Raw genomic sequence first — 25,490 nt, forward strand, 5'->3', positions numbered from 1 at the left:
TTACAGCGTCAGCACGGTGCAACCGGTGGTGCGGCGCGACTCCAGATCCTGGTGGGCTTGCTGCACATCCTCCAGGCGGTAGCGCTGGGCGATATGGATCTGGACCTTGCCGCTCAACACGATATCGAACAGGTCATCCGCCATGGCCTGGGTGCTCTCGCGGGTGGCAATGTGGGTGAACAGAGTCTGGCGCGTCACATAAATCGAACCCTTGGGCCCGAGGATGCCGGGCGAGAACGGCGCCACCGGGCCGGAGGCATTGCCAAAGCTGGCCATCAAGCCAAAGGGGGCAATGCAATCGAGCGACTGGTCCCAGGTGTCTTTGCCTACCGAGTCGTAGACCACCTTCACACCCTTGCCACCGGTCAGCTCCTTGACCTTGGCCGCGAAATCACCCGCTCTGTAATTGATAGCAAACTCCGCACCATTGGCGAGGGCTAGGGCGCATTTTTCATCAGATCCAGCAGTGCCAATCAAGCGCAATCCCAACGCTTTGGCCCATTGGCAGGCAATCAGGCCCACGCCACCGGCAGCCGCATGGAAGAGCACAAAGTCACCCGCCTGCAAGCCGCCCTGGGGCAAGGTGCGCTTGAGCAGGTACTGGGCGGTCAAGCCCTTGAGCATCATCGCCGCACCGGTCTCGAAGCTGATGCCGTCAGGCAACTTGCACACGCACTTGGCAGGCATCACCCGCACTTCGCAGTAGCTGCCCGGTGGTTGGCTGGCATAGGCCGCGCGGTCGCCCACCTGGAGGTGGCTCACGCCCTCGCCCACTGCCTCGATCACACCGGCGGCTTCCATGCCCAACTGCACCGGCAGGTTCATCGGGTACAGACCGCTGCGCTGGTAGACATCGATGTAATTCAGGCCCACCGCATGGTGGCGGATACGCACCTCGCCGGGGCCGGGCTCGCCCACGGTGACCTGCACCAGCTGCAGCTGCTCGGGGCCGCCGTGCTGGGCGATGTGGATGGCGCGGGATGTCACTGAACGCATGGTCTTGTCTCCATCGATGGGGTTGTTATGAATCCGGAGCATGGTGCCAGAAATCGGCCGCGCCCGCAGCCCTGCGCGGGGCATCGCTTCCTTGTTACAGTCGACGCGATGACCCAACGCCTGACGCCGACTGCCGCCCTTCTTCTCGTGATTCCCCCCTTGATGTGGTCCGGCAACGCAGTCGTAGGCCGCCTGGTCGCCCCCCTCATTTCCCCGATGACGCTGAACCTGCTGCGCTGGGGGATTGCGTTTTTGATTTTGTTGCCCCTGGCCCGCCGGGTGCTGCAGCGCAACAGTGACCTGTGGCCCCAGTGGAAGCGGTTTACCCTGCTCAGCCTGTTCAGCATCGGGGGCTACAACGCGCTGTTGTACCTGGCGCTTAACACCTCGACGGCGATCAACGTCACCCTCGTCGGCGCGAGCACGCCGGTGTGGATGTTGCTCATTGGGCGCCTGTTCTTCAAAGTGCCGGTCAGCCGCCGGCAAATTTTGGGGGCGGTGTTGTCGATTGCCGGCGTGGTGCTGGTGCTGGGCCGCGGCGATTGGGAAGTCATGACCCAGCTGCGCTTGGTGCCGGGCGACCTGTATGTGCTCTTGGCCTCCATCGCCTGGGCGACCTACAGCTGGCTACTGGCCCACCCCACGCCGGAGTCGGCGGCGATCCGGGCCGACTGGGCCACGTTTTTGATGGGGCAGATTGTGTTCGGCTTGGGCTGGTCTATGGCCTTCACGGCCGGCGAGTGGGCCCTGACGCCGGCCCATATCGACTGGAGTGCCGGTCTGGTTGCGGCACTGGCGTTTATTGCAGTGGGCCCTGCGGTGATTGCCTACGGCAGCTGGGGTGCAGGCGTCTCGCGTGCCGGGCCTGCGATTGCGGGTTTCTTTATCAACCTCACGCCACTGTTCACTGCGGTGCTGTCGTCTATTTTTATCGGTGAAGCACCACGCGCCTACCATGCGGCCGCGTTTGTGCTGATCGTCTCCGGTATTGTGATTTCTTCGCGCAAGTAGCCTAGCCGCCCGGGCGGGAATAGCGCGGCCACTGCATCAGGCCGCTTTTTCGGGCACAAAGCGTGCGCTGAGCGCAAGCACCGTGGCGGCCACCACCACCACACCCATGGCAGCAGTGAGCGACGCGTGTTGGGCAATGAAGCCAATCAAGGGCGGGCCGACCATGAACCCGGCATAGCCGATGGACGAGACCGCCGCAATCGCGGCTGCTGGCGTGGTGCCGGGCACCCGGCTCGCCGCACCATACAAAATCGGCACGATCATCGCAAGGCCGGCACCGACCAACCCGCACCCGATGATCGCCACCACCGGATGACCGGTCAGCAAGACACCGGCCATCGACACCGCAGTTACCACACCGCTCACTTGCAGCAAGCGCTGCTCGCTATAGAGCGCCCGCAGCCGGTCTGCCGCAAAGCGCATGACGGCCATCGCACCGGCACAGGCGGCGTAGCCAATGGCGGCCTGCTCATGGGGCATGCGCACCTCTTGCTGGAGGTAGAGCACACACCAATCAAACATCACCCCCTCCGCGCTCATGCCAGCAAATGTGAGTAGGCCCATGATCAGCAGCGCACCCCGCGGCCAGGTGAAGTGGACTTTGGGCTTGTCGGTGGGCGGTGGCGTGGGCAGCATCCAGCGTGCACCGATCCAGATCGCCACCGCGACCGCTACCCCCACACCCAGTAACTGCCACTCAGCCAACACCCCGGCACCCAACATGCCGGCCGCCAGCGCCGCCCCGCCCATGGCCCCCAAGCTGAACATGCCGTGCAAGCTCCCCATGATGGGTTGGCCCCCGGCCACCTCTAGGGCCGAGCCCTCGGTGTTGATGGCCACATCAAACACGCTGAGCGACGCCCCGAAAAACAGCATTGCCAGCAGCAGCCATGGCAAACCCGGCCAATGCAACACCATGCCCAACATGCAGGCCATGACCACCGCGCAGAGCATGGCCGTTTGGCGCGCACCCAGCCGGCCGATCACCCGGCCTGCAAACATCACCGCAGACACGGCGCCCACCGCCGCAGCCACCAGCACCAGCGAGAGCGCGCCCTCGCCCAAGGCGTAACGCTGTTTGACCGATGGAATGTGCACGCCCCACACCGCACTGAAAACACCCAGCAGTGCAAACAAGCCCCGGGTAGCCCAGATCGCCCGGCGGATTTGCGAGGGGCTGCCATGTTCAAAGCCTTTATCCACGGCACACCCCTGCGCTAAAAATAGCGAAATTCTTGGATGACAAGAGCTTGGCACCCGGGTGCCCTGCATTCACAATAGTCAGATTCATAGCTATAGCGTAACCAGCCTTTGCGGTAGTGCCGGCGGCGATCAATATCAATCCGATGTCAAAAGTAGTAAAAATCTTAGATGCAGTGCACGGGGTCGGGCCGTGTGTGGCCGCCATCGCCTGCGACCACCCGGAGGCACCGGCTTACGCCCGCCAGCTGCGCGAGGCGGTGGCACGCTTTATCCGCGAAGCGGCCCAAGGCACCTTGCCGCTGCAGAGCCCACCGCCGCAACCTGCCGGCACAGCCCGTGGTGCAGGCCATATGCATTTGCATGCCGAGGTGTTTTTGCAGATGGCGGGGCAGACGCGGTTTACCTTTCCGCACGGGCAGCTTGCGCTCACGCCGGGCCAGGTGCTGGTAGTACCCCCGAAATTGCTGCACGACGAATGGGTCAGCGGGCACGACGCGCAGGCTTTTTGCAACCTGGTGATCTCGGCGGACAGCCAGCGCATGTCGTGCCACCTGGCCCATGAGGCGCGACCCGGCGTACCCGCCAGCCTCTACCTCGAGACCTGCCAGCACCCCGACGCGATGCGCATCGAGGGCTGGCTGCGCGACGCCGCCACGCCCCCGCCCGACGACACTGCGGGCCTGTGGCCTGTGCAGCAACGCGCCTTGCTGCTCAGCGCCCTCACCGGCGTAGCCCGCTTGCTCGATACGCCGCAAAAAACCGTGTCTGCCGAGCCCCCGGTGCTCAGCAAGCTGCGCATGTTGATCCAAAACCGCATGGGCGAAACCGACCTGACGGTGGCCGCGCTGGCGCACGACCTGGGCTGCACCGCGGACTATTTGTCGCACCTGTACAGCAGCCTGACCGGGGAGCACCTGTGGCAAGTCATCTTGCAACAGCGCTTGGCCCGCGCCGCACGGCTGCTGACCGAGGGCGATGCCGCCGTCAAAGAAGTGGCCTGGTGCAGCGGCTTTGCCAGCGCCAGCTATTTCATCCGCTGCTTTAAGCAGCGCTTCGGGGTCACACCCAAAGCCTACCGCCAGCAGGCGGCAGGGCGCACGGTCTTGCCTTAAAACGTGCCGGTGAAAGCGCCGCCATCGAGCAGCACGTTCTGGCCGGTCATGTAGGCGGCCTGCTGGCTGCACAAGAAGGCGCACACCTGGCCGAACTCAGCCGGCGTGCCATAGCGGCCCATGGGGATTTGCGCCTGCTGGCTGGCGCGCACCTCTTCCACCGACTTGCCGGACTTGGCAGCCGCCGCCTTCACGGTGGTGGCAATGCGGTCGGTATCAAACTTGCCGGGCAACAGGTTGTTGATGGTCACGCCCTTGGCGGCCAGGCTGCTGCGGGCCACGCCGGCCACAAAGCCGGTCAGGCCACTGCGCGCGCCGTTGGACAAGCCCAGAATGTCGATCGGCGACTTCACCGAACTGGAGGTGATGTTCACAATGCGGCCGAACCCGCGCGCGGCCATGCCGTCCACCGTGGCCTTAATGAGCTCAATCGGGGTGAGCATGTTGGCATCGACCGCCTTGATCCAGGCCTCGCGGTCCCAGTCGCGGAAATCGCCGGGGGGCGGGCCGCCGGCGTTGGTGACCACGATATCGAAATCACGGCGCATGGCAAACACCGCCTCGCGGCCGGCCACGGTGGTGATGTCTTGGGCACAAAATAGCACCTCAGCGCCCGTCTTGGCTGCGTAAGTCGCTCTCAAATTAGTAGCAGAAGCCTCCAGCGCCTCGGCACCGCGCGCCACGATCAGCAGGTTCACGCCCTCGGCGGCCAGTGCTTGCGCGCAGCCCAGGCCCAGCCCCTTGCTGGCACCACAGACCAGCGCCCATTTGCCTTTGATTCCCAAGTCCATACCCAGTCCTTTGCGATTGAAGTTATCCAAGCCCCCGCGCTTTAGCGCCGGGTACTCACCACATACACACCCAGCAGCACCAGAATGGTGCCACCGATCACCCACAGGTTCATCGGCTCGTCGAGCAGCAACACGCCCATCAGGATGGTGGACATAGGCCCCACCATCCCCACCTGCGCCGCCAGCCCCGAGCCGATGCGCTCGATCGCCATCATGACCAGCATCACCGGCACCACGGTGCAGGCGGTGGCATTGAGCAGCGACAGCCACAACACCTCCGGTGCCACCGCAAATGCAGTGTCCAGCGGCCGCAAAATCACAAACTGGGCGATACACAGCACACACGCCACACTGGTGGCCAACCCCACCAAGCGCAGCGAGCCCAGGCGCTGCACCAGCTCCCCGCTGTAAGACAGGTACAGCGCGTAGCTGATAGCGCTACCCAGCACCAGGGCGGCACCCAGGGCCGCATTGCCCCCGGCAAAGCTGACCTCGTGCCCGAAGACCAGCAACACGCCGCCATAGCTAAGCGCCATGCCGGCGGCTTGGGGCAGGCTCACCTTTTTGCCGTAAAGGGCCACGCCCAGCAACACGACCAGCGTGGGGTTGAGGTAAAGAATCAGCCGCTCTAGTGACGCGGAGATATAGGCCAAGCCCGCAAAGTCGAGGTAGCTGGCCAGGTAGTAGCCGGTAATACCCAGCCCCACAATACCCAGCTTGTCTTTACTCGTGAGTGGCACCACCACAGCACCGGCCTTCCGGGCCCGGTAGCCGGCCCACCACACCAGGCCCAGAAAAAATGGCAAAGCCATGAGCATGCGCAGCATGATGAGGCTGACCGCATCCACCCCGGGGTAGCGGTAGGCCAGTTTGACGATGATCGCTTTGCCGCTAAAGGCGATCGAACCGGCGATCGCCAGTGCTACGCCGGTTGCTATCGATTGAGGAGCTGCTTGCGCAGGCGCTACGCCGGCCACCGCTTAGTTTGCCTTCAAACCGCCGCGCACCCGCTGCACCAGCGTGACCGCGGCCAACACCAAGGCGCCAGCCACCACCCCGATCAGCCCATCCCACACAAAGCCCAAGGGCAGCCCCTCGGTCAGGTGGTGCAAAAACGGCAGGCCATGCACCAGAATGCCACCACCCACCAGGAACATGGCGGCAGTGCCAGCCACCGACAGCACCTTCATCAACACCGGCGCCGCCCACAACAAGCCACGCCCCAGCGCCTGTACCCAGCCACCTTGGGGCGTGGCGGAGGGGCGGCGGGTCAGGTACAGGCCTGCATCGTCAATTTTGACGATAGCGGCCACCAGGCCATACACCCCCACGGTCATGGCAAAGGCCACGCCGGCCAGCACCATAAACTGGGTCGTCCAGACCCTGTCTTGCACCGTGCCTAGAGTGATAGCGATGATTTCGGCCGAGAGAATGAAGTCGGTGCGAATGGCGCCCTTGATCTTGTCTTTCTCCAAGGCCACCAGGTCTACCGCAGGGTTCTGTAGCGCCTGCAGCAGCTCGGCTTGATGGGCTGCGTCGTCCTCTGCGCGGTGCAAAAACTTGTGGGCCAACTTCTCGAAGCCTTCAAAACACAAAAAGGCACCACCAATCATCAGCAGCGGCGTAACCAGCCACGGCGCCACGATGCTGATAGCCAGGGCTGCGGGCACCAGAATCACTTTGTTGAGCAGCGAGCCTTTGCACACCGCCCACACCACCGGCAGCTCGCGCTCGGCAGACACGCCGGTGACCTGCTGCGCATTCAGGGCGAGGTCGTCCCCCAAAACACCGGCGGTTTTCTTGGCCGCCACTTTGCTGAGTACGGCCACATCGTCGAGGATGGTGGCAATGTCGTCCAAAAGGGCAAGAAGGCTGCTGGCCATAGGGTGGTTAATTGGAGTGGGTAAGGCCGCGATTGTCACCCGTTTGGCGTATGCCGCTCAGGGCAAGCCCTTACAGAGCTGGCGCAAAGCTTGCTGGAGAATGGAACCACGCCTCCGACACTTATGCCACCCACCTTGACCGTTGACCGCCAACCCCACCTCACAGCGCCCACGGTCTTGGATATCGAGGCGTCCGGCCTGGGGCGCAATAGTTACCCCATCGAGATCGGCTATGTGCTCCCGGACGGCCATGCCTATTGCACCCTGGTGCAGCCCGAGGCCGATTGGACCCACTGGGACGCCGGTGCCGCCAGCCTGCACCGCATCACCCGCGAGCTGCTCCAGCGGCGCGGCTTGAGTGCCCGCGATGTGGCCAAGCTGCTCAATGCCCAGCTGGCCGGCACCACGGTGTACACCGACGGCTGGGCCAACGACTTCACTTGGCTCAATGTGCTGTTTGAGGCCGCTGGCATGAGCCCCCGCTTCAAGCTGGAAAACCTGCGCAGCCTGCTGAGCGACGAAGAGGCCGATCAATGGCACACCGTCAAGGCCCAAATCGCCAGCGAGCGCGGCACCCAGCGCCACCGCGCAAGCTCTGATGCGCGGCTGATCCAGCTCACACTGCAGCGCATCAGGGCGGGTTCACCGGCGTCTTAGGCAGTAACATGAGGCGATCCACCCCCAACATCACAAGGAGACAGTAGCCATGGCCGTGACCGTAGAAATCAACCTGGGTTATGAATTTGACGTAAAGGCCAAGGCCAGCGAAGTGTTCGCGGTGCTGTCAGATGTACCGAGCTCGGCGAGCCACTTCCCCAAGGTCGATCAGCTGGTCGATCTGGGCGGCGGCGCCTACCGCTGGGAAATGGAAAAAATCGGCATCGCCTCGATCACGCTGCAAACGGTGTACGCATCTAAATACACCAGCAACAAAGCCAAGGGCACCGTGAGCTGGACGCCCATCAAAGGCGAAGGCAACGCCCTGGTAGCCGGCAGCTGGAAGATCACCGACAACAAAAAAGCCACCAATATCGTGCTGGAAATCCAAGGCGAACTCACCCTGCCCCTGCCCGGCCTGATGAAGATGGTGGCAGCCCCCATTGCCGAAGCTGAGTTTGAAAAAATGGTCGAGCAATACATCGACAACCTGACTAAGCACTTTGGCGGGGAAGCGTAGGAAACGACCATCGCTAACTTGCCGTAGGTCAGTAGTTGGGGGTGCCGCAAATGGTGTTGGAGCACAGTCGTGAGGCGCGGGTAGACCTTTTATAAATCCACTACCAACCGTTACCCTGGCTGGGGTTACAGATGTGTCAAAGTGTGAATTTATTCACACTCAGTGAAAAAATTTGCGTCCGTTAGTCCAAATGGACTAGCGCCACAATGAACCCCAACGCCACCACTCGCCTGTAACCTGTAGAGCTATTAATTTTCCAACTTGAAAGGGATTAGATGAAAAAGTACTTGTTAACACTCGGTCTGTTGGTCGGCGCTCTCGGGCAGTCAATGGCTGCGACAACCTACTTCACCGAAAACTTTGACAATCTGAATGCGTGGACTACCAAGGGGGATTCCTCCGCCATGGTGAGTGGGAACGTACTCACTTTCGGTCGTCGTAACAGCGCGGGTGACATTTTCAGCCTGGCTACCTTCAGTGACGGATACGTGAACTTTCAATACCGAGGCGTCGCCAACGTCGATGGCGGTGGGTACTTTGGTATCAGCCAAGGTTTTCCGGGCAACCACACTTGGCTGGCGGGTTCATCCAGCCGTTACGCTACACCATTCAAATTGATCAACGATGGAACATGGCGCTCCTACAGCATCCAGTTTTCGGGTACCGGTCACCTGATGCTTGAGCAATTCGCGAACGACACTCCCGGACAAGCTCAGTTCCGCGGTCTGTCGGTCACCGATGTAGCCGTTACAGCTGTGCCAGAGCCAGAGAGCTACGCCATGTTGCTGGCGGGGCTAGGATTGATGGGTGTTGCCATCAAACGGAAAAAGTCAAAGTAAATAAACGCGAGTTAAAAAAACGGGAGCATTCGCTCCCGTTTTTTTTGTGGCTGATTTCGGTACACCATCCCTCTCAGAGGGCGCGTCCTAGCCCATCAGTTGCCCAACTTCAGTCTACCCGCTCCCCATAGCGCTGTGCCAGCACTGCGCAAACCATGAGCTGGATCTTGTGGAAGATCATCAGCGGCAGCAGCATCATGCCCACCTGCGGGGCGGCGAACAGCACCTTGGCCATGGGCACACCGCTGGCCAGACTCTTCTTGGAGCCGCAAAACACAATGGTGACCTCGTCCTCTTTGGAGAAGCCGAGTTTGCGGCTGGTCATGGTGGTAATCCACAGCACCAACGCCAGCAACACGCAGCACGCCACCGTGAGCACCAGCAACATGGGCAGGGGTACCCGGGTCCACAGCCCCTCGATCACTGCGGCACTGAAGGCGGTGTAGACCACTAGCAAGATCGAGCTCTGGTCCACCATCCGCAAAGTAGCGGCGTGCTTTTTGACGAAGTTGCCAATCACAGGCTGCATGAGTTGACCCAGAGCGAAGGGCAACATCAACTGCTGCATGATGTGCAACACCGCATCCCAGGTGCTGGTGCCCGCCACTTCTCCGGGCACTATCAACCAGCTCACCAGCAAGGGCGTCAAAAACACCCCGATCAAGCTGGAGGCTGACGCGCTGCACACCGCCGCCGCCACATTGCCCCGCCCCATGCCGGTAAACGCAATAGCCGATTGCACCGTGGCCGGCAAGACGCACAAAAACAGCATGCCTAACGCCAGCTCAGGGTTCAAAAACCAGCCGAACACCGGTTTTAACAAAACCCCCAGCAAAGGGAACAGAGCAAAAGTAAACGCCAGCACCAGCAAGTGCAGCCGCCAATGGCTCAAGCCCGCCACCACATTGGCGCGCGAGAGCTTGGCCCCGTGCATAAAAAACAGCAAGGCAATGGCTGCGGTGGTGAGCCACTCAAAACCCTGTGCCACTGCGCCACGAGCGGGCAGCAAGCTGGCCAAGGTGACCACGGCGATCAGGATGAGGGTGAAGTTGTCAGGGAGAAAGCGGGGACGTTGCATGGGGGCAGAGCATACCTGTGCAGGGGGTTACACAAAATCAGCGTCCAGCACCACCCGGTACCGGGCGTTGCCGCTGCGCAGGTGGGCAACGGCCTCGTTCACTCGCGACATGGGGAAGTGCTCCACCTGCGGTGCAATGCCGTGCCGCGCGCAAAACTCCATCATTTTCATCAAGGTCACTGGCGACGGTGTGGGCGATGCCGAGATGCTGCGCTGCCACGACAACAAGCTGCTGGTGCGGACCTTCATGGCCTCGGTCACCATGCCCACCAAGTGCAGCCGGCCTTTGGGTGCCAGGGTGCCAATCAAGGCGTCCCACTCCAGACTCGCGCCCACAGTGACCAGCAAGAAGTCGAGCTTGCCGGCATGGGCCTTGAGCTCTTTCACATCCACGCTGGAAACGGTCCGGTGCGCGCCGAGTGCCAGCGCCTCTTCGCGCTTGGAAGGGCTGGAGGTGAACGCGGTCACGTCGCACCCCCATGCCTTGGCAAACTTGACTGCTAGGTGGCCCAAGCCGCCAATGCCCACCACGCCAACCCGGTCGGTGGGCTTGATGTCGTGAATCACAAAGGGCAAAAACGCCGTACCGCCCCCGCACATCAGGGGCCCGGCCGACGCCGGGTCGAGCCCTGCGGGCAGAGGCAAGGCCCAGCTCCAGTGGGCGCGCACCTTGTCTGCAAAACCACCATGCCGCCCGATGATGGTGGGCTGCCGGGTCGCGCACAGGTTTTGCTCGCCCCCTTGGCAAAACTGGCAGTGCTGGCAGCTGTTGCTGTGCCAGCCCAGGCCCACCCGCTGGCCTATGGCCCGACCTTTGACCTGTGCGCCAACCGCCACAATTGTCCCGACCACCTCGTGGCCGGGTATCACCGGGTATTGGGTGGGAAACCACTCGCTATCGACCATCGCGAGGTCGGAATGGCAGATACCGCAGTACTCCACGGCAATCTCTACCTCTTCACCCCCCATGGTGCCGGGGTCGAAGTCGAGGCGCTCCAGGTCTGCACTTTTGCCGGGGGCTGCCCAGCCGCGGAAGTTGGTCATATCAATCTCCTGAATAGGGGGTGTCGCGGGCGCGCCTGCACGCGCGAGCCCGCAGGGTACAACGAAGGCTTACCCGGCGGCAGGGGGCTTGTAACCCTCGCGACTGCCCCACTTCGGCGGATAATCCGGCCGGCGCCGGCAACCCGCCGCGCGCGCCCACCAGCCTGAGAAGCCCCTTCTATGCATCGCGTTGCCATCAGCAGCACCGGCCTGTTTACGCCGCCGGACGTCATTACCAACGCGGAGTTGGTCGCCAGCTACAACGCCTATGCCGCGCGGCAGAACGCGCAGTTTGCCGACGAAATAGCTGCTGGCAGCCGCATCGCTCTGACGGACTCCAGCGTCGAGTTCATTGAAAAAGCCTCAGGCATCCAGCGCCGCTATGTGATGGAAAAAACCGGGGTGCTGGACCCCGAGCGCATGCGCCCGCACTTCACGCCTCGCCCGGATAGCGAGTTGTCGTTGATGGCTGAAATTGCCGTCAAAGCCTGTCAGGACGCGCTCACAGCTGCCGGCAAAACCGCCGCCGATGTAGACGGCGTGATTTGCGCCAGCGCCAACATGCAGCGCCCCTACCCGGCCATGGCTATCGAAATCCAGACCGCCTTGGGCGTGCAGGGCTACGGTTTTGACATGAACGTGGCCTGCTCTTCCGCCACCTTTGCGCTGGAGCAAGCGGTGAACGCAGTGCGCTGTGGCAGTGCCCGTGCGGTGCTGGTGGTGAACCCCGAGATCACATCAGCCCACCAGGCCTGGATTGACCGGGACTGCCATTTCATCTTTGGCGATGTGTGCACCGCCATTCTGGTGGAGCGGCTGGACCTCGCACCCGCCGGCAGCTTTGAGGTGCTGGGCACTAAGCTGTTGAGCACTTTCAGCAACAACATCCGCAACAACAACGGCTTCATGTCGCGCTCGGAAGACCGCAACCCGGACGACCGTGACCAGCTTTTCCGCCAGGAAGGCCGCAAGGTATTCAAAGAGGTGTGCCCCATGGCTGCCGAGCACATCGAGCAGCACCTGAGTTCGCTGGACCTGGCGCCGCAGCAGGTGCGCCGCTTTTGGCTGCACCAAGCCAACCTGGGCATGAACCAGCTGATTGCCAAAAAACTCTTGGGGCGGGAGGCGACGCTGGATGATGCGCCGGTGATTCTGGACGAATTCGCCAACACAGCGTCGGCAGGCTCCATCATCTCTTTCCACCGCCACCACGCTGACATTGCAGCGGGTGAGGTGGGAGTGATCTGCTCATTCGGAGCAGGCTACTCGATTGGTAGCGTGGTGGTGAAGCGCCTGTAAGGCCAGACGCTTCGGAACAGCGCCCCTTAGTTCAGGGGACGCTTGAGGCGCATTTCCTCGATCTTGACGGCACCGATCTGCACGGTTTTGGCGGTGTTCATTTCGCGCTTGAAGCCGGCGAGCTCGTGGAAGCGCATGGCGCGCTCGTTGGCAATCGGCAGCCACACGCTCACGTTGGCGCAACCCTCTTCGAGCAGGCCTTCGCGGGCAGCATCCCACAGGGCCAGGCCTACGCCTTTGTCCCAGTGGCTGGAGGCCACGTAAATCGCCCAAATTTCGCCCATGGTCGGTGGGGTGCCCTTGTCACGCGAGCGGTCAAAACCCACGAATCCGACGATCTTGTCGTCATCCAGAGCCACTTGAACCTGGGGTTCAGCGTACTCAATCGCTTCGCGCCAGTAAGCCTGGCGCTTGTCCAAAGGGGTCACGGGAACCGGTGTATCGGCCAGCATGCTTTTGAAGGCTTCGCGAACAGAAGAGTTGTGGAGCTCAGCGATGGCTTTGGCATCACGTAGTGTGGCGGGGCGAACCTTGAAAGTAGTCGTACTGGACATGTCTAACGCAAACTCAAGCAAAATTGAAAAAAAGAGCGTGATTGTCGCAGCATTCAAGAATCGACTCCCATGGCCCCATTTTTTGCCCGCCACACCCCTCTCAAACCGGCTTGCTGACACCGCCAAAGATCCCGCCTATGACCGCGCCTCTCAGCACCATCTACACCGTATCCGTACTGCCAGACGGCCTGAATTTTGAGAGCGATGGCATCAGCAGCGTGCTGGAGTCCGGCTTGGCGCAGGGGGTTGAGCTGCCGAGCTCCTGCCGCAACGGGACCTGCAGGGCCTGCCTTTGCAAAATGGTGTCGGGGCGGGTGCGCTATCGCATTGAGTGGCCGGGTCTGAGTGCCGATGAAAAGAGCGAAGGCTGGTGCCTGCCGTGTGTGGCGGTTCCCGTGAGCGATCTGCTGCTCGACCAGCCGTTTGCCCGCGTGGCTTAAGCCCGCAGTAACCCCTAACCCATCACCCCGGGATACCTAGGGTCACCACCATTGCGGGTGCACTGGTGCGAGCCCAACAATCGACTCAACGATTGAGGGGAGTCCATGCAAAAAATTGCACTGCAGCCTGCCGACCTTCCTTTGGCTTGCCTGTACCGCTGGGAGCACGAGCGCCCTGATGCGGTCTATCTCTCGCAACCCATGCGAGGCGGGCAAGTACTGGACCTGACCTGGGCGCAAGCGGCCAGCCAGGTGCGGCGCATGGCCCAATGGCTGCAAAGCCAGGGCTGGATCGCGGGCAGCAGGGTCGCCATCATCGGCAAAAACAGCGCCCACTGGATCTTGGCGGATCTGGCAATCCAGATGGCGGGGTATGTGTCGGTGCCGATCTACCCCACCTTCAATGGCGAGGCCCTGAGCTACATCCTGCTGCACAGCGAGAGCAAGGCGCTTTTCATCGGCAAGCTCGATGACACCGTCAACCTGCAAAGCGGTGTGCCGCCCGGCCTACCCCTGATTGCGCTGCCCTTGGCGCCCTCCATGCACGCCCACCAATGGACGGAGTTGATCAACACCACCAGCCCGCTCAAAACCTGCCCTGAGCCTGCGGGCGAGAGCATCAGCACCATCATTTACACCTCGGGCACCACAGGCACGCCCAAGGGCGTAGTGCACAGCTTCAACAGCATGGCCTGGGGGGTGAGCTGTGCGACGCGCCGCTTCCCAATGGATATCAACGACCGCTACATCTCGTACCTGCCCTTGGCCCATGTGGCGGAACGCATGCTGATTGTGCAGGCCTCGTTGCGCTATGGCGGACGGATTTTTTTTGCCGAGTCGCTGGACACGTTTTTGCAAGATCTCCAGCGTGCGCGGCCTACGGTGTTTTTCTCGGTCCCGCGGCTGTGGGTGAAGTTTCAACAAGGGGTGCACAGCAAGGTGCCGGCCCCCAAGCTCCGGTTTTTGCTCAGCCTGCCCGTCGTGGGCCATTTAGTGCGCCGCAAGATTTTGAAAGGCCTAGGCTTAGACCAATGCCGCATCGCTGCGGGCGGGGCAGCGCCCATGCCTGCCGATGTCCTGCAGTGGTACCGCCGCTTGGGGCTGAACTTGGTTGAGGTTTACGGCATGACCGAGAACAGCGGGGTCTCGCACTCCACCCTGCCCGGTTCGCGCCAAACCGGCTCCGTCGGTTTGGCCTACGACGAAGTTGAAACACGCATGGACCCGGCCACTGGTGAGATCCAGATGCGTTGCCCGGCCTTGATGAAAGCCTATTACCGCGAACCCGAGCTCACGGCCGCTGCACTCACCCCGGACGGATGGCTGCGCACCGGCGACAAAGGCGTCATGGACAGCCATGGGTTTTTGAGCATTACCGGTCGGGTCAAAGACCTGTTCAAGACCAGCAAAGGCAAATACATTGCGCCTGCACCCATCGAAGACAAGCTCGTGGCCCACGATGCGGTCGAGGCCTGTGTGGTCACCGGCGCCCACTATGCCCAGCCGTTTGCACTGGTCATGCTGTCGCCGGATGCGGCCGCGGAGAGCCGATCCGTCACGGGGCGCCACGCGCTGGAGGCCAGTCTCCAGCAGCACTTGCAGCAGGTCAACAGCCATCTGGAGCCCCATGAAAAGCTGGATTTTCTGATCGCTGTGGCAGAGACATGGACATCAGAAAACGGTTTGGTTACCCCGACCCTGAAGGTCAAACGCGCCAGCATCGAAGCGAAATACGCCCCATCCTATGACCGGTGGTTGAACCAACACCGAGAGGTCGTGTGGGCAGACCAGCCAAGCTGAAGCTGCTACGGTAAGCTTGCTTCATGCAAGCAAATCCCAGTCCCCGCAAGCGCAAGCTGTTCATGGCGCTACTTTGTGGGTGGCTCGCACTAGGGGCACTACCCACCTCGAGCCTGGCCTTTGAGAACACCATGGCAGAGCGCACCCGCGCCTGCACAGCCTGCCACGGCGACCAAGGCCGGGCAGGGCCGGATGGCTACTACCCGCGCCTGGCCGGCAAGCCCGCCGGCTATCTGTACAACCAGCTGGAGAATTTTCAGCAAGGTCGTCGCCAATACGGGTTAATGCAAGGCCTGATCGACCCCCTAAGCCGCGATTACTTGCGCGCCATGGCGGTGTATTTTTCAGAGCTGCATATTCCTTACCCCCCACCGGCACCCGCCACCGCCCCGCCTGCCATACTGGCAAGCGGCAGAACCTTGGTGCTTGAGGGTGACGTCAAACGCGGCCTTCCGGCCTGCGTCAGCTGCCACGGCCAAGCCTTGACGGGAGTACAACCGTTCACGCCCGGGTTGCTGGGCCTTCCGCGCGACTATCTCAATGCCCAATTGGGCGGATGGCAAACCGGCCAACGCAAAGCCCATAGCCCCGATTGCATGGCCACGATTGCCAAACGCCTGAGCGATGCCGATGTGAACGCCATTTCGCAATGGTTGTCCTCCCAGCCGGTCCCCGCCAACAGCACGGCTGTAGCCATGCGACCTGCCCAGCCGCGTGGCACACTGGCACTGCCGGACTGTGGGAGTGCACCATGACAACAACACCCTCTGTCAACCGCACCGCTACCAAACCGTGGCAATGGCTCGTGCTGGGGCTCGGGCTCTGTTTGTTGCTCTTTGTGCTGGTTGCTGAGGTCATTGCGCCCGCAGTCCGGAAAGGCAGCGCGCCCTCGGTGCCCCCTGCCGCGGCGCCCGATACCGCTTTGGTGCAGCGCGGAGCATATCTCGCGCGCCTGGGCAACTGCGCGCAGTGCCACACCGCACGTGGCGGCGCTGACTATGCGGGTGGCAATGCCCTGCTCACCCCATTCGGTAGGGTGTACCCGGGCAACCTCACCCCGCACACCACCACAGGCCTGGGCGCCTGGAGCGCGGCAGATTTCCGGCGCGCTATGCACCAAGGCATCCGGCCTGATGGGCGGGTGCTGAACCCCGCCTTTCCCTACACCAGCTACACCCGCATCACTCAAAGCGACAGTGATGCCTTGTTCGCGTTCTTGCGCAGCCTTCCCGCCGTGGAAGCCCCGCACAGGGCCCACGAGCTCCCCTGGCCTTTGGGCACACAAACCGCGCTGACAGCCTGGCGATGGCTGCATTTCTCCGAAGCCCCCGACAGCCCGGGTATTCCGGAAGCCGACACCAGCCCCTCCGCCCGGCGCGGCGCGGCCTTAGTGCAAGGGCTGGGACACTGCGCCGAATGCCACACCCCCCGCAATCGCCTGGGGGGCCTGCGCTCATCACAAGCGTGGAGCGGCGCGCTGATGCCCGATGGCCTGTGGTACGCCCCGGCCCTGAACGACACCACCGAAGCCGGTCTCGCTGGCTGGGACACTGCAGACATTGCCACGCTGCTCACACACGGGCAGCGGCGGCAGGCCTATATAGCCGGCCCAATGGCGGAGGTAGTGCGCAACAGCACCCAGTACCTGAACGCCGCAGATGCCGAGTCCATCGCGCTGTACCTGCAGACATTGGCGCCAGCGGGCCCCACGGCTGTCAAATCGCCTGCAAGTGCCGACACTACGCCCCCCTCTCCCTTGGGCGCCAAAATTTACGAGAACCAATGCGTACAGTGCCATGGCAAACAAGGCGAAGGGGTTGCTGACGCCTACCCGGCACTCGCAGGCAACCGCTCGGTGCTAATGAGCAACACTAACAACCTCACGCTGATAGTGCTGCGCGGTGGCTACGGCCCGTCTACAGCCGGCAAACCGCAGCCGCACGGCATGCCGCCCTACCAGCTCAGCCTGAGCGACGCAGAGGTGGCCGCGGTGTTGAGTTTCATCCGCAAAAGCTGGGGGAACGCAGCCGCGCCGGTGACTGAGTTTGATATAAACAAGATCCGTAATTCACCCATCCGATAGGCCTCCCATGCAGCTTTGTTTCCGACTGATTCCCTTGTGCAGCGCCCTGGTTCTGGCCGGCTGCGCAGGCCTGCCATCGGGCGGCCCCAAAGCGGATGTGGAATATGCCATCACCATCCTTCACACCAACGACCACCATGGCCGTTTCTGGAAGAACCGCGATGGCGAATACGGCATGGCGGCCCGCAAAACCGTGGTGGACCAAATTCGCCAAGAGGTAGCTGCCGCCGGTGGCTACAGCTTGCTGCTGGACGGCGGCGATGTGAACACCGGCGTGCCCGAGTCCGACCTGCAAGATGCCGTGCCGGACTTCCGGGGCATGAACCTGCTAGGCTATGACGCGATGGCCGTGGGCAACCACGAATTCGATAAGCCGCCCGTGGTCCTGCAAATGCAGCGCGCACTGGCCACCTTCCCGATGCTGTCGGCCAACATCTACCGCGATGGCAAGCGCATGTTTGAGCCCTACAAGATTTTCAACTTGGGGGACGTGCGGGTTGCGGTCATGGGGCTGACTACCGAAGACACCCAAAAGATGGTGCACCCCGACAACATCCGCAACGTCGAGTTCCGCAGTGTCCAGACAGAAGCTGCCAAGGTGGTGCCCGAGCTCCGCAGCAAAGCGGACATCGTGATCGCAGCCACCCACATGGGGCACTACGAAAACGGCATGCACGGCACCCAAGCACCGGGTGATGTGGAGCTGGCCCGCGCTGTCAAGGGCCTTGACATGGTGGTGGGTGGCCACACGCAGAACCCCGCATGCATGAAGGCCGAGAACGTGCTCGACCGCGCCTATGTGCCCGGCAGTGCCTGCAAGCCCGACCAGCAAAACGGCACTTGGATCATGCAAGCCCACGAATGGGGCAAATATGTCGGGCGCGCCGACTTCACTTTCAAAAACGGCGAGTTCAAGCTGGTGAAGTACACGCTGGTACCCATCAATCTGAAGAGGCCTGTCAAAGGGGCTGATGGCAAAACCACACTGGTGAACTACGGCCCGGAGATTGCCGAATCGCCCGAAATGCTGCAATTGCTCAAACCCTTCCAAGAGTTCGGCCAGCAGAAACTGATGGTCGAAGTCGGCAGCAGCGATGCCCGGCTGGAAGGTGACCGCACCTTAGTCCGCGCCCAACCCGCAGCGCTGGGCGTCATGATCGGCCGATCCATGATGGAAAAAATCAAGGCTGACTTTGCCGTGGTGAATGCGGGCGGCGTGCGGGACTCGCTGCCTGCCGGAAAAATCACTTATAAGGATGTGCTGACGGTGCACCCCTTTGGCAACACCATCGCTGTAGTGGACTTCAGTGGCAAAGAGGCGCTGGACTACCTGGCTGCCGTGGCCAAAATGACCGTAGGCTCGGGCGCATTCCCGCAATTCGCAGGCATTCGTCTAGAGATTGAAAAGGGCGTGGTGGTTAAAGCCAGCGTGGGTGGCAAGCCGATCGACCCGGCCGCGACCTACCGGATTGCCATCAACAACTTTGTGGCCTCGGGCGGCGATGGCTACCCCAAGGTCACCGCACATCCGAGCTACAGAGACACCGGCTTTGTGGATGCAGACGTGTTGCGGGCCTACATTGCGGCCAACAGCCCCTTGAAGGCGGCTGACTACGCACCGGGCGATCAGGTCGTTCGCCGCTGATGAGCGCTTTGTCCCGGAAGCCCCGGCCGCACTTCAATGTCCGCCGGGTGGGCGGCCCGCTGTCCAGCGGCCCGAATGCCCAGCACGTCATCATTGATGGCTATGCGCCATCGCAAATGATCGAGGACTTGCGCAAGTACCAGGCAGAACTCGAAATCCAGAACAAGGCCCTGCGCTACTCGCAGCAAGAGGCTGAGGGCGCTTCGGAGCGTTTTGCCACCCTGTTCTCCAGCGTGCCTTTGGCACTGATGGTGGTCGACGAGGGCGGCTTGGTACTCGCCAGCAACGCCATGGCACTGCGCCTGTTTCAGCCGCTGGAGAGCGACCCGCCGCTGAACTTTTTGCTGCCTTTTGTAGGGCCTGAACACACCGACGAGGTAGCAGTGGCGTTTTCGAGTGCGCGCCAGGAAGGCACGGCAGAGGTCAACGAAGTGCAATTTTTTGCCGGCACTAAAGGCACTTTCACCGGCGATCTGCACATTGCCCGCATTGAGAACCCCAGTGACGACCTGGCCCACTTCAGCTGCGCCATCATCGACCAAGGCCCCTTGCTCACCCAGCGCCACGCGCTGCTGGAGAGCGCAGCGGTTCTGCGCCAGCGCAATGAGGACCTGCTGCTGAGCGAAAACCGCATGGCCGCCATCATCAACTCGTCGCTCGATGCCATTTTGTGTATTGACGACAAGCAGCTGATCACGGTCTTCAACCCCGCTGCTACGGCGCTGTTTGAATGCCCTGTGGAGCAAGCCTTCGGCACCAGCTTGGGTCGTTTTTTGCCGGATGTCGAAAAGGCGCTGAGCAGTGGCAATGTATCGGCACAAGCCATGCTGGGTGAATTCACCGCCACCACGCTGTCCGGCAAACAGATTTACGTGGAAATCAGCGTATCGCTGGAGCGCCGCTTGCGCACCCGCACCCCCTTTCGGGCGGACGATCCCAACGCGATTGCCTTGCGCGGACAGCCCGGCGGGCAGGGCTCCATCACCACTATTTTTGCCCGCGACCTGACCTCCAAGAAGCTGGCCGAGGCGCAGCGTATTGCGCTGGAAACCCAGTTGCGCGAGTCGCAAAAAATGCAGGCGATGGGCACGATGGCCGGCGGTATTGCCCATGATTTCAACAACATCCTGAGCGCGATTCTGGGTAATGTGGACTTGGCCAAGCAAGACACCCCGACGGGGTCGCACGCGCTGGTCAGCCTGGAAGAAATCGACAAAGCCGGCCGCCGTGCGCGCGATCTGGTGCGCCAGATTTTGACCTTCAGCCGCAACGAGCCGCCCAAACGGGTTCCGCTGCAACTCAAAGAGGTCATTCAAGAAACCCAGCGCTTGGTTCGGGTTGCCATTCCGCCGGGTGTGGACCTGCGAGTCTCGATCAGCGAAGGCTGCCCGCTGGTGCTGGCCGATGCAACGCAGGTCGAGCAGGCACTGCTGAATTTGTGCACCAATGCGATTTTGGCCGTAGGCCAGCACAAAGGCTCTGTGACGATTGAACTCGGGACCACCGAGCTGTCGCTGCCGTTCAACGACCGAATTGGCGTACCGCCGGGGCGCTACGTGACCTTGCGGGTGCGTGATACCGGCAGTGGCATGGCGCAGGAAACGATCGAGCGGATTTTTGAGCCCTTTTTCACCACTCGCCAAGTCGGCCAGGGCACGGGCCTCGGGCTGGCTGTGGTGCACGGCATCATGCAAACCCACCAAGGTGGCATTGATGTGCAAAGCGCCCCAGGGCAAGGCAGCGTGTTCACGCTGTATTTCCCGGCCACAGGCGCCAAGCCACTCCCCACTGTGGAGCCCGAGCCGGTGCAGGTGGTCGAAGGCCGTGGCAAACACGTGATGTATGTGGACGACGATCAGGCCCTGGTGTTTCTGGTGAACCGGGTGCTCACACGCAAAGGCTTCAAAGTGACCGTTTTCAGCGACCCGCACGAGGCCGAAGCCGCTTTGCGCAGCCAGCCTGAAAGCTTCGACCTTTTGGTGACCGACTACAACATGCCCGGCTATAGCGGGCTCGACCTGCTGCGGGATGCCAAGGCCATCCGTGCCGACCTGCCGGTGGCACTGGCCTCCGGCTATGTGACGCCTGAAATCGAGCAACAGGCCCTCGAACAGGGCGCCAGCGCCCTGATTTACAAACCGAATGATGTGAATGAGCTCTGCGAGACCGTGCAGCGCCTGATCAGCCACCACGATGCATAGCCCGGAAGACATTTACAACCCGCCCCCCGCCGGTCTGCTGCCGGTTATTTACGTGGACGATGCAATGGTGGTGCTCAACAAGCCTGCCGGCTTGTTGACCGTGCCCGGCCGGGGCGAGGCCAAGCAAGATTGCCTGAGCAAGCGCACCCAGGATGTGTACCCCGAGGCCTTAATCGTCCACCGGCTGGACCGCGATACCTCAGGTTTGGTGGTGATGGCGCGTGGCATCGTGGCGCAGCGCGCGATCAACCTTGCCTTCGAAAAGCGCCAGGTCAACAAATGCTACGAAGCCGTGGTGGCAGGCCTGCTGCCCCCGAGCGAGGCCTGGCAAGAGATCGACTTGCCCCTGCTAGTGGACTGGCCCAACCGGCCCAAGCGCACGGTGAACTATGCGGAAGGCCAGCAGGCACTGACCCGCTGGCGCTGCATCGCGGCCGACACGGTGCGCAACTGCTCGCGGGTGGAGCTCGAGCCGGTGACCGGTCGCACCCACCAACTGCGGGTCCACATGCAGGCCTTGGGGCACCCGATGCTCGGCGACACGCTGTATGCCACGCCCGAGGCATTGGCCCTGTCCGACCGGCTTCAGCTGCACGCCCGCACCCTGTTGATTCCGCACCCGGTGAGCGGCGTGCAGATGGAATTCCACGCGCCGGTGCCCTTTTAAGCCCTGCCTGCGGCGAGTGCCCGGGGTGAGCGCCTAAAATGGCCGGGTGACCCAACTACTCAATGCCGACCTCCATTGCCACTCTGTGGTGTCCGATGGCACTCTTACCCCCGAAGCGCTGGCCGAACGCGCCAAAGGCAACGGCGTGGAACTCTGGGCCCTGACGGACCACGACGAAATCGGCGGCTTACAGCGCGCACGCGACGCTGCCAAATCTCAAGGCATGGGCTACCTGACCGGCGCTGAAATCTCGGTCACCTTTTTGCACCAGACGGTGCATATCGTGGGCTTGGGCTTTGATGCCGATAACACCGATCTGCGCGAAGGCCTGCGCCGTACCCGTGGCGGGCGGCAAGAGCGCGCCATGGAAATGGCCGATGGCTTGGCCAAAGTCGGCATTAAAGACGCCTACGAGGGCGCATTGAAGTTTGTGGGCAACCCCGAGCTGATCTCCCGCACCCACTTTGCACGCTTTCTGGTCGAAAGCGGCGTGTGCAAGGAAACTAACGAGGTGTTCCGCAAATACCTCACCGAAGGTAAGCCCGGCTACGTGCCGCACCGCTGGGCGCTGCTGAAAGACGCGATTCACTGGATCACCGGCGCGGGTGGCATGGCCATCATCGCCCACCCGGCGCGCTACAAATTCACCCCCAACGAAGAATTTGCCCTGTTCACCGAATTTAAAGGCCATGGCGGTCAAGGCGTCGAGGTCGTGACAGGCAGCCACTCGGTGGCCGAATTCGGCATTTACGCAAACACGGCCAAAGAATTCGGCCTAGCCGCGTCGCGCGGCAGCGATTTCCACAGCCCGGACGAAAGCCACACCGAACTGGGCACCCTGCCCCCGCTGCCCGCCGGCCTGACGCCGGTGTGGGAGCTGTTAAGCGCCCGCATCCAGTAACTTTTAACGACCCACCACCGAGGACCGGCGCCCCGGCGCCGCCATGCCATGGCGCAGTATTTCGAGCTTCACCCCGACAACCCGCAGCCCCGCCTGCTCAAACAAGCGATTGCGCTGCTGGAAAAAGGCGGCATTCTGGCCGTCCCCACCAACTCCAGCTACGCGCTGGTCTGCCACCTCGATGACAAAGTGGCTGCCGACAAGCTGCGCAGCATCCGTGGTGTGGACGACAAGCACCACCTCACCCTGCTGTGCCGCGACCTGAGCGAGCTGGCCAACTACGCGCGGGTGGACAACAAACAATACCGCCTGCTCAAGGCCGCCACGCCCGGGGCCTACACCTTCATTCTGGAAGCCAGCAAGGAAGTGCCGCGCCGGGTCAGCCACCCTTCGCGCAAGACCATCGGCCTGCGGGTGCCTGAGCATCATGTGCTCCAGGAGCTGCTAGCCCTCTACGGATCTGCGCTTCTAGCTACTACTTTGATAGCAAAAGGTGAGACTGAACCGCTCAACGACGCCCACGATATCCGCGAGCGCTACGAGCACCAGATTGCCGGCGTACTCGATTCCGGCGCCTGTGCCCAGGAGCCAACCACTGTGGTGGACCTCACCGGCGATGAACCCGAGCTGATCCGCCAAGGCGGCGGAGACCCTGCCCTGCTCGGGCTCTAAGCCTCGCGGCGTATCCTTTTTTTATTCCCAACCGAGACCTTGCGCCTGTGGACTTTGCCAACCTGATTCAAACCATCGCGATTTACGCACTGCCGGTGCTGTTTGCCATTACGGTGCACGAAGCCGCCCACGGCTATGCCGCACGGTACTTTGGCGATAACACGGCGGCCATGCTGGGCCGCATCACCCTGAATCCGGCCAAGCACATCGATCCGATCGGCACCATCCTGATGCCGCTGATGCTCTATGTCGCGACCTCAGGCGCATTTCTTTTTGGTTATGCCAAGCCCGTGCCGGTACGCTTTGGCAATCTGCGCAACCCCAAGCGCGACATGGTGTGGGTGGCCTTGGCCGGTCCGGGCGCCAATCTGGCCATGGCGCTGGCCTGGGGTGCGGGCTTGTACCTGCTGTCGGGCGCAGGGGTGACCGAACCCTTTTTCCTCAAAATGTGCCAAGGCGGTGTGCTGGTGAATGTGGTGATGTTTGCCTTCAACCTGTTCCCGCTGCCACCTTTGGATGGCGGGCGCATTCTGGTCGGCTTGCTGCCGATACGCCAAGCGATGGCTGTGTCCCGCGTGGAGCCTTGGGGGTTTTTTATTGTGATGGCGCTGGTGATTGCCGGCGTCCTCAGCACCGTGTGGATGCAGCCGGTCATGGGTTTGACATTTGACCTGATCGACCTGCTCCTCACTCCTTTTTCCTGGCTGGCGCGCTAAGCTGCAGGCCGCACTTGTTTTGTCTGATTGATTTGCACCCATGAGCACTGTTCGCTTCCTTACCGGCATTACCACCTCCGGCACACCGCATTTGGGCAACTATGTCGGGTCGATCCGCCCCGCAGTCCGCGCCAGCAAAACGCCTGGGGTGGAAAGCTTCTACTTTCTGGCCGACTACCACGCCCTGATCAAGACCGAAGATCCAGCGCGCATCCAGCGCTCCACGCTGGAGATTGCCGCCAGCTGGTTGGCAGCCGGGTTGGACCCGGCGCATGTGACCTTCTACCGCCAGTCGGACATCCCCGAGATCCCCGAGTTGTGCTGGTTTTTGACCTGCGTGACCGGCAAAGGCGTGCTCAACCGCGCCCATGCCTATAAGGCGTCGGTCGACAAAAACACCGCGGCTGGCACGGACCCGGATGCCGATGTGACCGCCGGCCTGTTCATGTACCCGGTGCTCATGGGCGCCGATATTTTGATGTTCAACGCCCACAAAGTGCCGGTAGGGCGCGACCAGATCCAGCACATTGAAATGGCGCGCGACATGGCCGCCAGCTTCAACCATCGGTACGGCGAGCACTTTGTGCCGCCTGAGGCCGAGATCGAAGCTTCTGTGGCCACACTGCCCGGGCTGGATGGCCGCAAGATGAGCAAAAGCTACGACAACACGATTCCCCTGTTCAGCAGCCGCGAGCAACTGAAGAAGTTGATTGCCGGCATCAAAACCGACTCGCGTGCGCCCGGCGAGCCCAAGGACACCGAAGGCTCCGCGCTCTTCCAGATCTACCAGGCTTTTGCCACCGAAGAAGAAACTGCAGCACTGCGCCAAGCCTATGCCGATGGCATCGCGTGGGGCGATGCGAAAAACACCTTGTTGGAGCGGATTGACCAAGAAATCGCCCCGATGCGCGCCGCCTATGAAGACTACATGGCCCACCCCGAAAAGGTGGAGGCGCTGCTGTTTGCCGGTGCCGACAAAGCACGCGCCATTGCCACGCCTTTCATGACCCGCTTGCGCAGCGCGGTAGGCCTGCGCCGGTTGAGTGCCAGCACCCAGCCCCAAGCAGCCAAGGCAGACAAGGTGGCGCTCGCCAGTTTCAAGCAATACCGCGAAAAAGACGGCCAGTTTTACTTCAAGCTCGCAGCCGCGGATGGCGAAGTGCTACTGCAAAGCAAGGCGTTTGACTCCGGCAAGGTGGCAGGCCAAACCATTGCACAGTTGCAGCGCGACGGTGCTGCGGCTCTGGCAGCACTCACAGAGGTGCTCGAACCCATGGACACTGCGGCCCACACTGCCGCAAGCGCGGCACTGGTCGCGCTGGCCGAAGCGGCTGCGCTGGCCGCCCAAGAAAAAGCCGCCAAGGCCTGATGTAACCCG

25 protein-coding genes are annotated in these 25,490 nt (G+C 62.1%); 17 read left to right on the forward strand and 8 right to left on the reverse strand.

From position 1 onward, the window contains the following. Complete coding sequence (locus RAE21_RS10370) at positions 1-996, reverse strand: quinone oxidoreductase family protein (protein WP_313881292.1); 996 nt, start codon at positions 994-996, stop codon at positions 1-3. Positions 997-1,104: 108 nt separating this feature from the next. Between RAE21_RS10370 and RAE21_RS10375 the strand changes: the two genes are divergently transcribed. After that, positions 1,105-2,007 carry a DMT family transporter gene (locus RAE21_RS10375; RefSeq protein ID WP_313881293.1) on the forward strand — a complete coding sequence of 301 codons (903 nt, stop codon included), beginning with the start codon at positions 1,105-1,107 and terminating at the stop codon, positions 2,005-2,007. 36 nt (positions 2,008-2,043) lie between these two features. Here the strand turns inward: RAE21_RS10375 and RAE21_RS10380 are convergent, their stop codons facing one another. Then, a complete protein-coding gene (locus tag RAE21_RS10380; protein WP_313881294.1) occupies positions 2,044-3,210 on the reverse strand; it encodes an MFS transporter in 1,167 nt (388 codons plus the stop codon). A gap of 143 nt (positions 3,211-3,353) precedes the next feature. Here RAE21_RS10380 and RAE21_RS10385 point away from each other — a divergent pair, with 143 nt between their 5' ends. Continuing rightward, positions 3,354-4,322 carry a helix-turn-helix transcriptional regulator gene (locus tag RAE21_RS10385; protein ID WP_313881295.1) on the forward strand — a complete coding sequence of 323 codons (969 nt, stop codon included), beginning with the start codon at positions 3,354-3,356 and terminating at the stop codon, positions 4,320-4,322. On the opposite strand, the gene RAE21_RS10390 is transcribed toward RAE21_RS10385, so the two are convergent. Genes RAE21_RS10390 through RAE21_RS10400 form a run of 3 tightly spaced genes read right to left on the reverse strand, consistent with a single transcriptional unit; the run spans position 4,319 to position 6,996 of the window. After that, the gene (locus RAE21_RS10390; RefSeq protein WP_313881296.1) at positions 4,319-5,113 is read right to left on the reverse strand and encodes an SDR family oxidoreductase; all 795 of its coding nucleotides are present in this window, start codon (positions 5,111-5,113) and stop codon (positions 4,319-4,321) included. The two genes, RAE21_RS10385 and RAE21_RS10390, sit on opposite strands and share 4 nt — an antisense overlap. 41 nt (positions 5,114-5,154) lie before the next feature. Then, positions 5,155-6,090: a DMT family transporter gene (locus RAE21_RS10395; RefSeq protein ID WP_313881297.1), complete on the reverse strand. Its 936-nt coding sequence runs from the start codon at positions 6,088-6,090 to the stop codon at positions 5,155-5,157. A gap of 3 nt (positions 6,091-6,093) precedes the next feature. Next, the gene (locus tag RAE21_RS10400; protein ID WP_313881298.1) at positions 6,094-6,996 is read right to left on the reverse strand and encodes a DUF808 domain-containing protein; all 903 of its coding nucleotides are present in this window, start codon (positions 6,994-6,996) and stop codon (positions 6,094-6,096) included. Positions 6,997-7,119: 123 nt separating this feature from the next. On the opposite strand from RAE21_RS10400, the gene RAE21_RS10405 reads away from it, so the two are divergent. The 3 genes from RAE21_RS10405 (at position 7,120) to RAE21_RS10415 (ending at position 9,012) form a co-directional block, all read left to right on the forward strand. Further along, positions 7,120-7,653, forward strand: coding sequence for a 3'-5' exonuclease family protein (locus RAE21_RS10405; RefSeq protein ID WP_313881299.1), 534 nt, complete (start codon positions 7,120-7,122; stop codon positions 7,651-7,653). Between the two features lie 49 nt (positions 7,654-7,702). Further along, entirely contained in the window at positions 7,703-8,173 is a 471-nt protein-coding gene (locus tag RAE21_RS10410) for an SRPBCC family protein (protein WP_313881300.1), read from the forward strand. A gap of 275 nt (positions 8,174-8,448) precedes the next feature. Further along, complete coding sequence (locus RAE21_RS10415) at positions 8,449-9,012, forward strand: PEP-CTERM sorting domain-containing protein (RefSeq protein ID WP_313881301.1); 564 nt, start codon at positions 8,449-8,451, stop codon at positions 9,010-9,012. Positions 9,013-9,121: 109 nt separating this feature from the next. Here RAE21_RS10415 and RAE21_RS10420 read toward each other — a convergent pair whose 3' ends face one another. Next, positions 9,122-10,090, reverse strand: a complete 969-nt coding sequence (locus RAE21_RS10420; RefSeq protein WP_313881302.1) for a bile acid:sodium symporter family protein — start codon at positions 10,088-10,090, stop codon at positions 9,122-9,124. A gap of 27 nt (positions 10,091-10,117) precedes the next feature. Next, positions 10,118-11,134: an NADPH-dependent aldehyde reductase Ahr gene (gene ahr / locus RAE21_RS10425; protein ID WP_313881303.1), complete on the reverse strand. Its 1,017-nt coding sequence runs from the start codon at positions 11,132-11,134 to the stop codon at positions 10,118-10,120. A gap of 180 nt (positions 11,135-11,314) precedes the next feature. Here ahr and RAE21_RS10430 point away from each other — a divergent pair, with 180 nt between their 5' ends. After that, complete coding sequence (locus tag RAE21_RS10430; RefSeq protein ID WP_313881304.1) at positions 11,315-12,433, forward strand: beta-ketoacyl-ACP synthase III; 1,119 nt, start codon at positions 11,315-11,317, stop codon at positions 12,431-12,433. A gap of 26 nt (positions 12,434-12,459) precedes the next feature. On the opposite strand, the gene RAE21_RS10435 is transcribed toward RAE21_RS10430, so the two are convergent. Next, positions 12,460-12,987, reverse strand: a complete 528-nt coding sequence (locus RAE21_RS10435; RefSeq protein WP_313875467.1) for a GNAT family N-acetyltransferase — start codon at positions 12,985-12,987, stop codon at positions 12,460-12,462. A gap of 137 nt (positions 12,988-13,124) precedes the next feature. Here RAE21_RS10435 and RAE21_RS10440 point away from each other — a divergent pair, with 137 nt between their 5' ends. The 11 genes from RAE21_RS10440 to RAE21_RS10490 all read left to right on the forward strand — a co-directional run bounded on the left by RAE21_RS10440 (position 13,125) and on the right by RAE21_RS10490 (position 25,481). Next, entirely contained in the window at positions 13,125-13,427 is a 303-nt protein-coding gene (locus RAE21_RS10440) for a 2Fe-2S iron-sulfur cluster-binding protein (protein ID WP_313881305.1), read from the forward strand. 105 nt (positions 13,428-13,532) lie between these two features. Beyond that, positions 13,533-15,227, forward strand: a complete 1,695-nt coding sequence (locus tag RAE21_RS10445) for an AMP-binding protein (RefSeq protein ID WP_313881306.1) — start codon at positions 13,533-13,535, stop codon at positions 15,225-15,227. Positions 15,228-15,250: 23 nt separating this feature from the next. After that, entirely contained in the window at positions 15,251-15,982 is a 732-nt protein-coding gene (locus RAE21_RS10450; protein WP_313881307.1) for a c-type cytochrome, read from the forward strand. After that, the gene (locus RAE21_RS10455; protein WP_313881308.1) at positions 15,979-17,310 is read left to right on the forward strand and encodes a c-type cytochrome; all 1,332 of its coding nucleotides are present in this window, start codon (positions 15,979-15,981) and stop codon (positions 17,308-17,310) included. Before RAE21_RS10450 ends, RAE21_RS10455 begins: the two co-directional genes overlap by 4 nt. A gap of 7 nt (positions 17,311-17,317) precedes the next feature. Beyond that, positions 17,318-18,955, forward strand: coding sequence for a bifunctional UDP-sugar hydrolase/5'-nucleotidase UshA (gene ushA / locus RAE21_RS10460; protein WP_313881309.1), 1,638 nt, complete (start codon positions 17,318-17,320; stop codon positions 18,953-18,955). Beyond that, positions 18,955-21,156 (forward strand): ATP-binding protein, encoded by a 2,202-nt coding sequence (locus RAE21_RS10465; RefSeq protein ID WP_428984015.1) that lies wholly within the window; start codon positions 18,955-18,957, stop codon positions 21,154-21,156. The genes ushA and RAE21_RS10465 overlap by 1 nt, the downstream gene beginning before the upstream one ends. Continuing rightward, positions 21,149-21,823 (forward strand): RluA family pseudouridine synthase, encoded by a 675-nt coding sequence (locus RAE21_RS10470; protein ID WP_313881310.1) that lies wholly within the window; start codon positions 21,149-21,151, stop codon positions 21,821-21,823. The genes RAE21_RS10465 and RAE21_RS10470 overlap by 8 nt, the downstream gene beginning before the upstream one ends. A gap of 46 nt (positions 21,824-21,869) precedes the next feature. Next, positions 21,870-22,724 carry a 3',5'-nucleoside bisphosphate phosphatase gene (locus RAE21_RS10475; protein WP_313881311.1) on the forward strand — a complete coding sequence of 285 codons (855 nt, stop codon included), beginning with the start codon at positions 21,870-21,872 and terminating at the stop codon, positions 22,722-22,724. Positions 22,725-22,772: 48 nt separating this feature from the next. Next, positions 22,773-23,396 carry an L-threonylcarbamoyladenylate synthase gene (locus RAE21_RS10480; RefSeq protein ID WP_313881313.1) on the forward strand — a complete coding sequence of 208 codons (624 nt, stop codon included), beginning with the start codon at positions 22,773-22,775 and terminating at the stop codon, positions 23,394-23,396. Positions 23,397-23,443: 47 nt separating this feature from the next. After that, positions 23,444-24,112: a site-2 protease family protein gene (locus RAE21_RS10485; RefSeq protein WP_313881314.1), complete on the forward strand. Its 669-nt coding sequence runs from the start codon at positions 23,444-23,446 to the stop codon at positions 24,110-24,112. A 40-nt stretch (positions 24,113-24,152) separates the two neighbouring features. Further along, positions 24,153-25,481, forward strand: coding sequence for a tryptophan--tRNA ligase (locus RAE21_RS10490; protein WP_313881315.1), 1,329 nt, complete (start codon positions 24,153-24,155; stop codon positions 25,479-25,481). The last annotated feature ends 9 nt before the right edge of the window (positions 25,482-25,490 follow it).

The sequence above is a fragment of the Rhodoferax potami genome (assembly GCF_032193765.1).
GTDB classification, from domain to species: domain Bacteria; phylum Pseudomonadota; class Gammaproteobacteria; order Burkholderiales; family Burkholderiaceae_C; genus Allorhodoferax; species Allorhodoferax potami.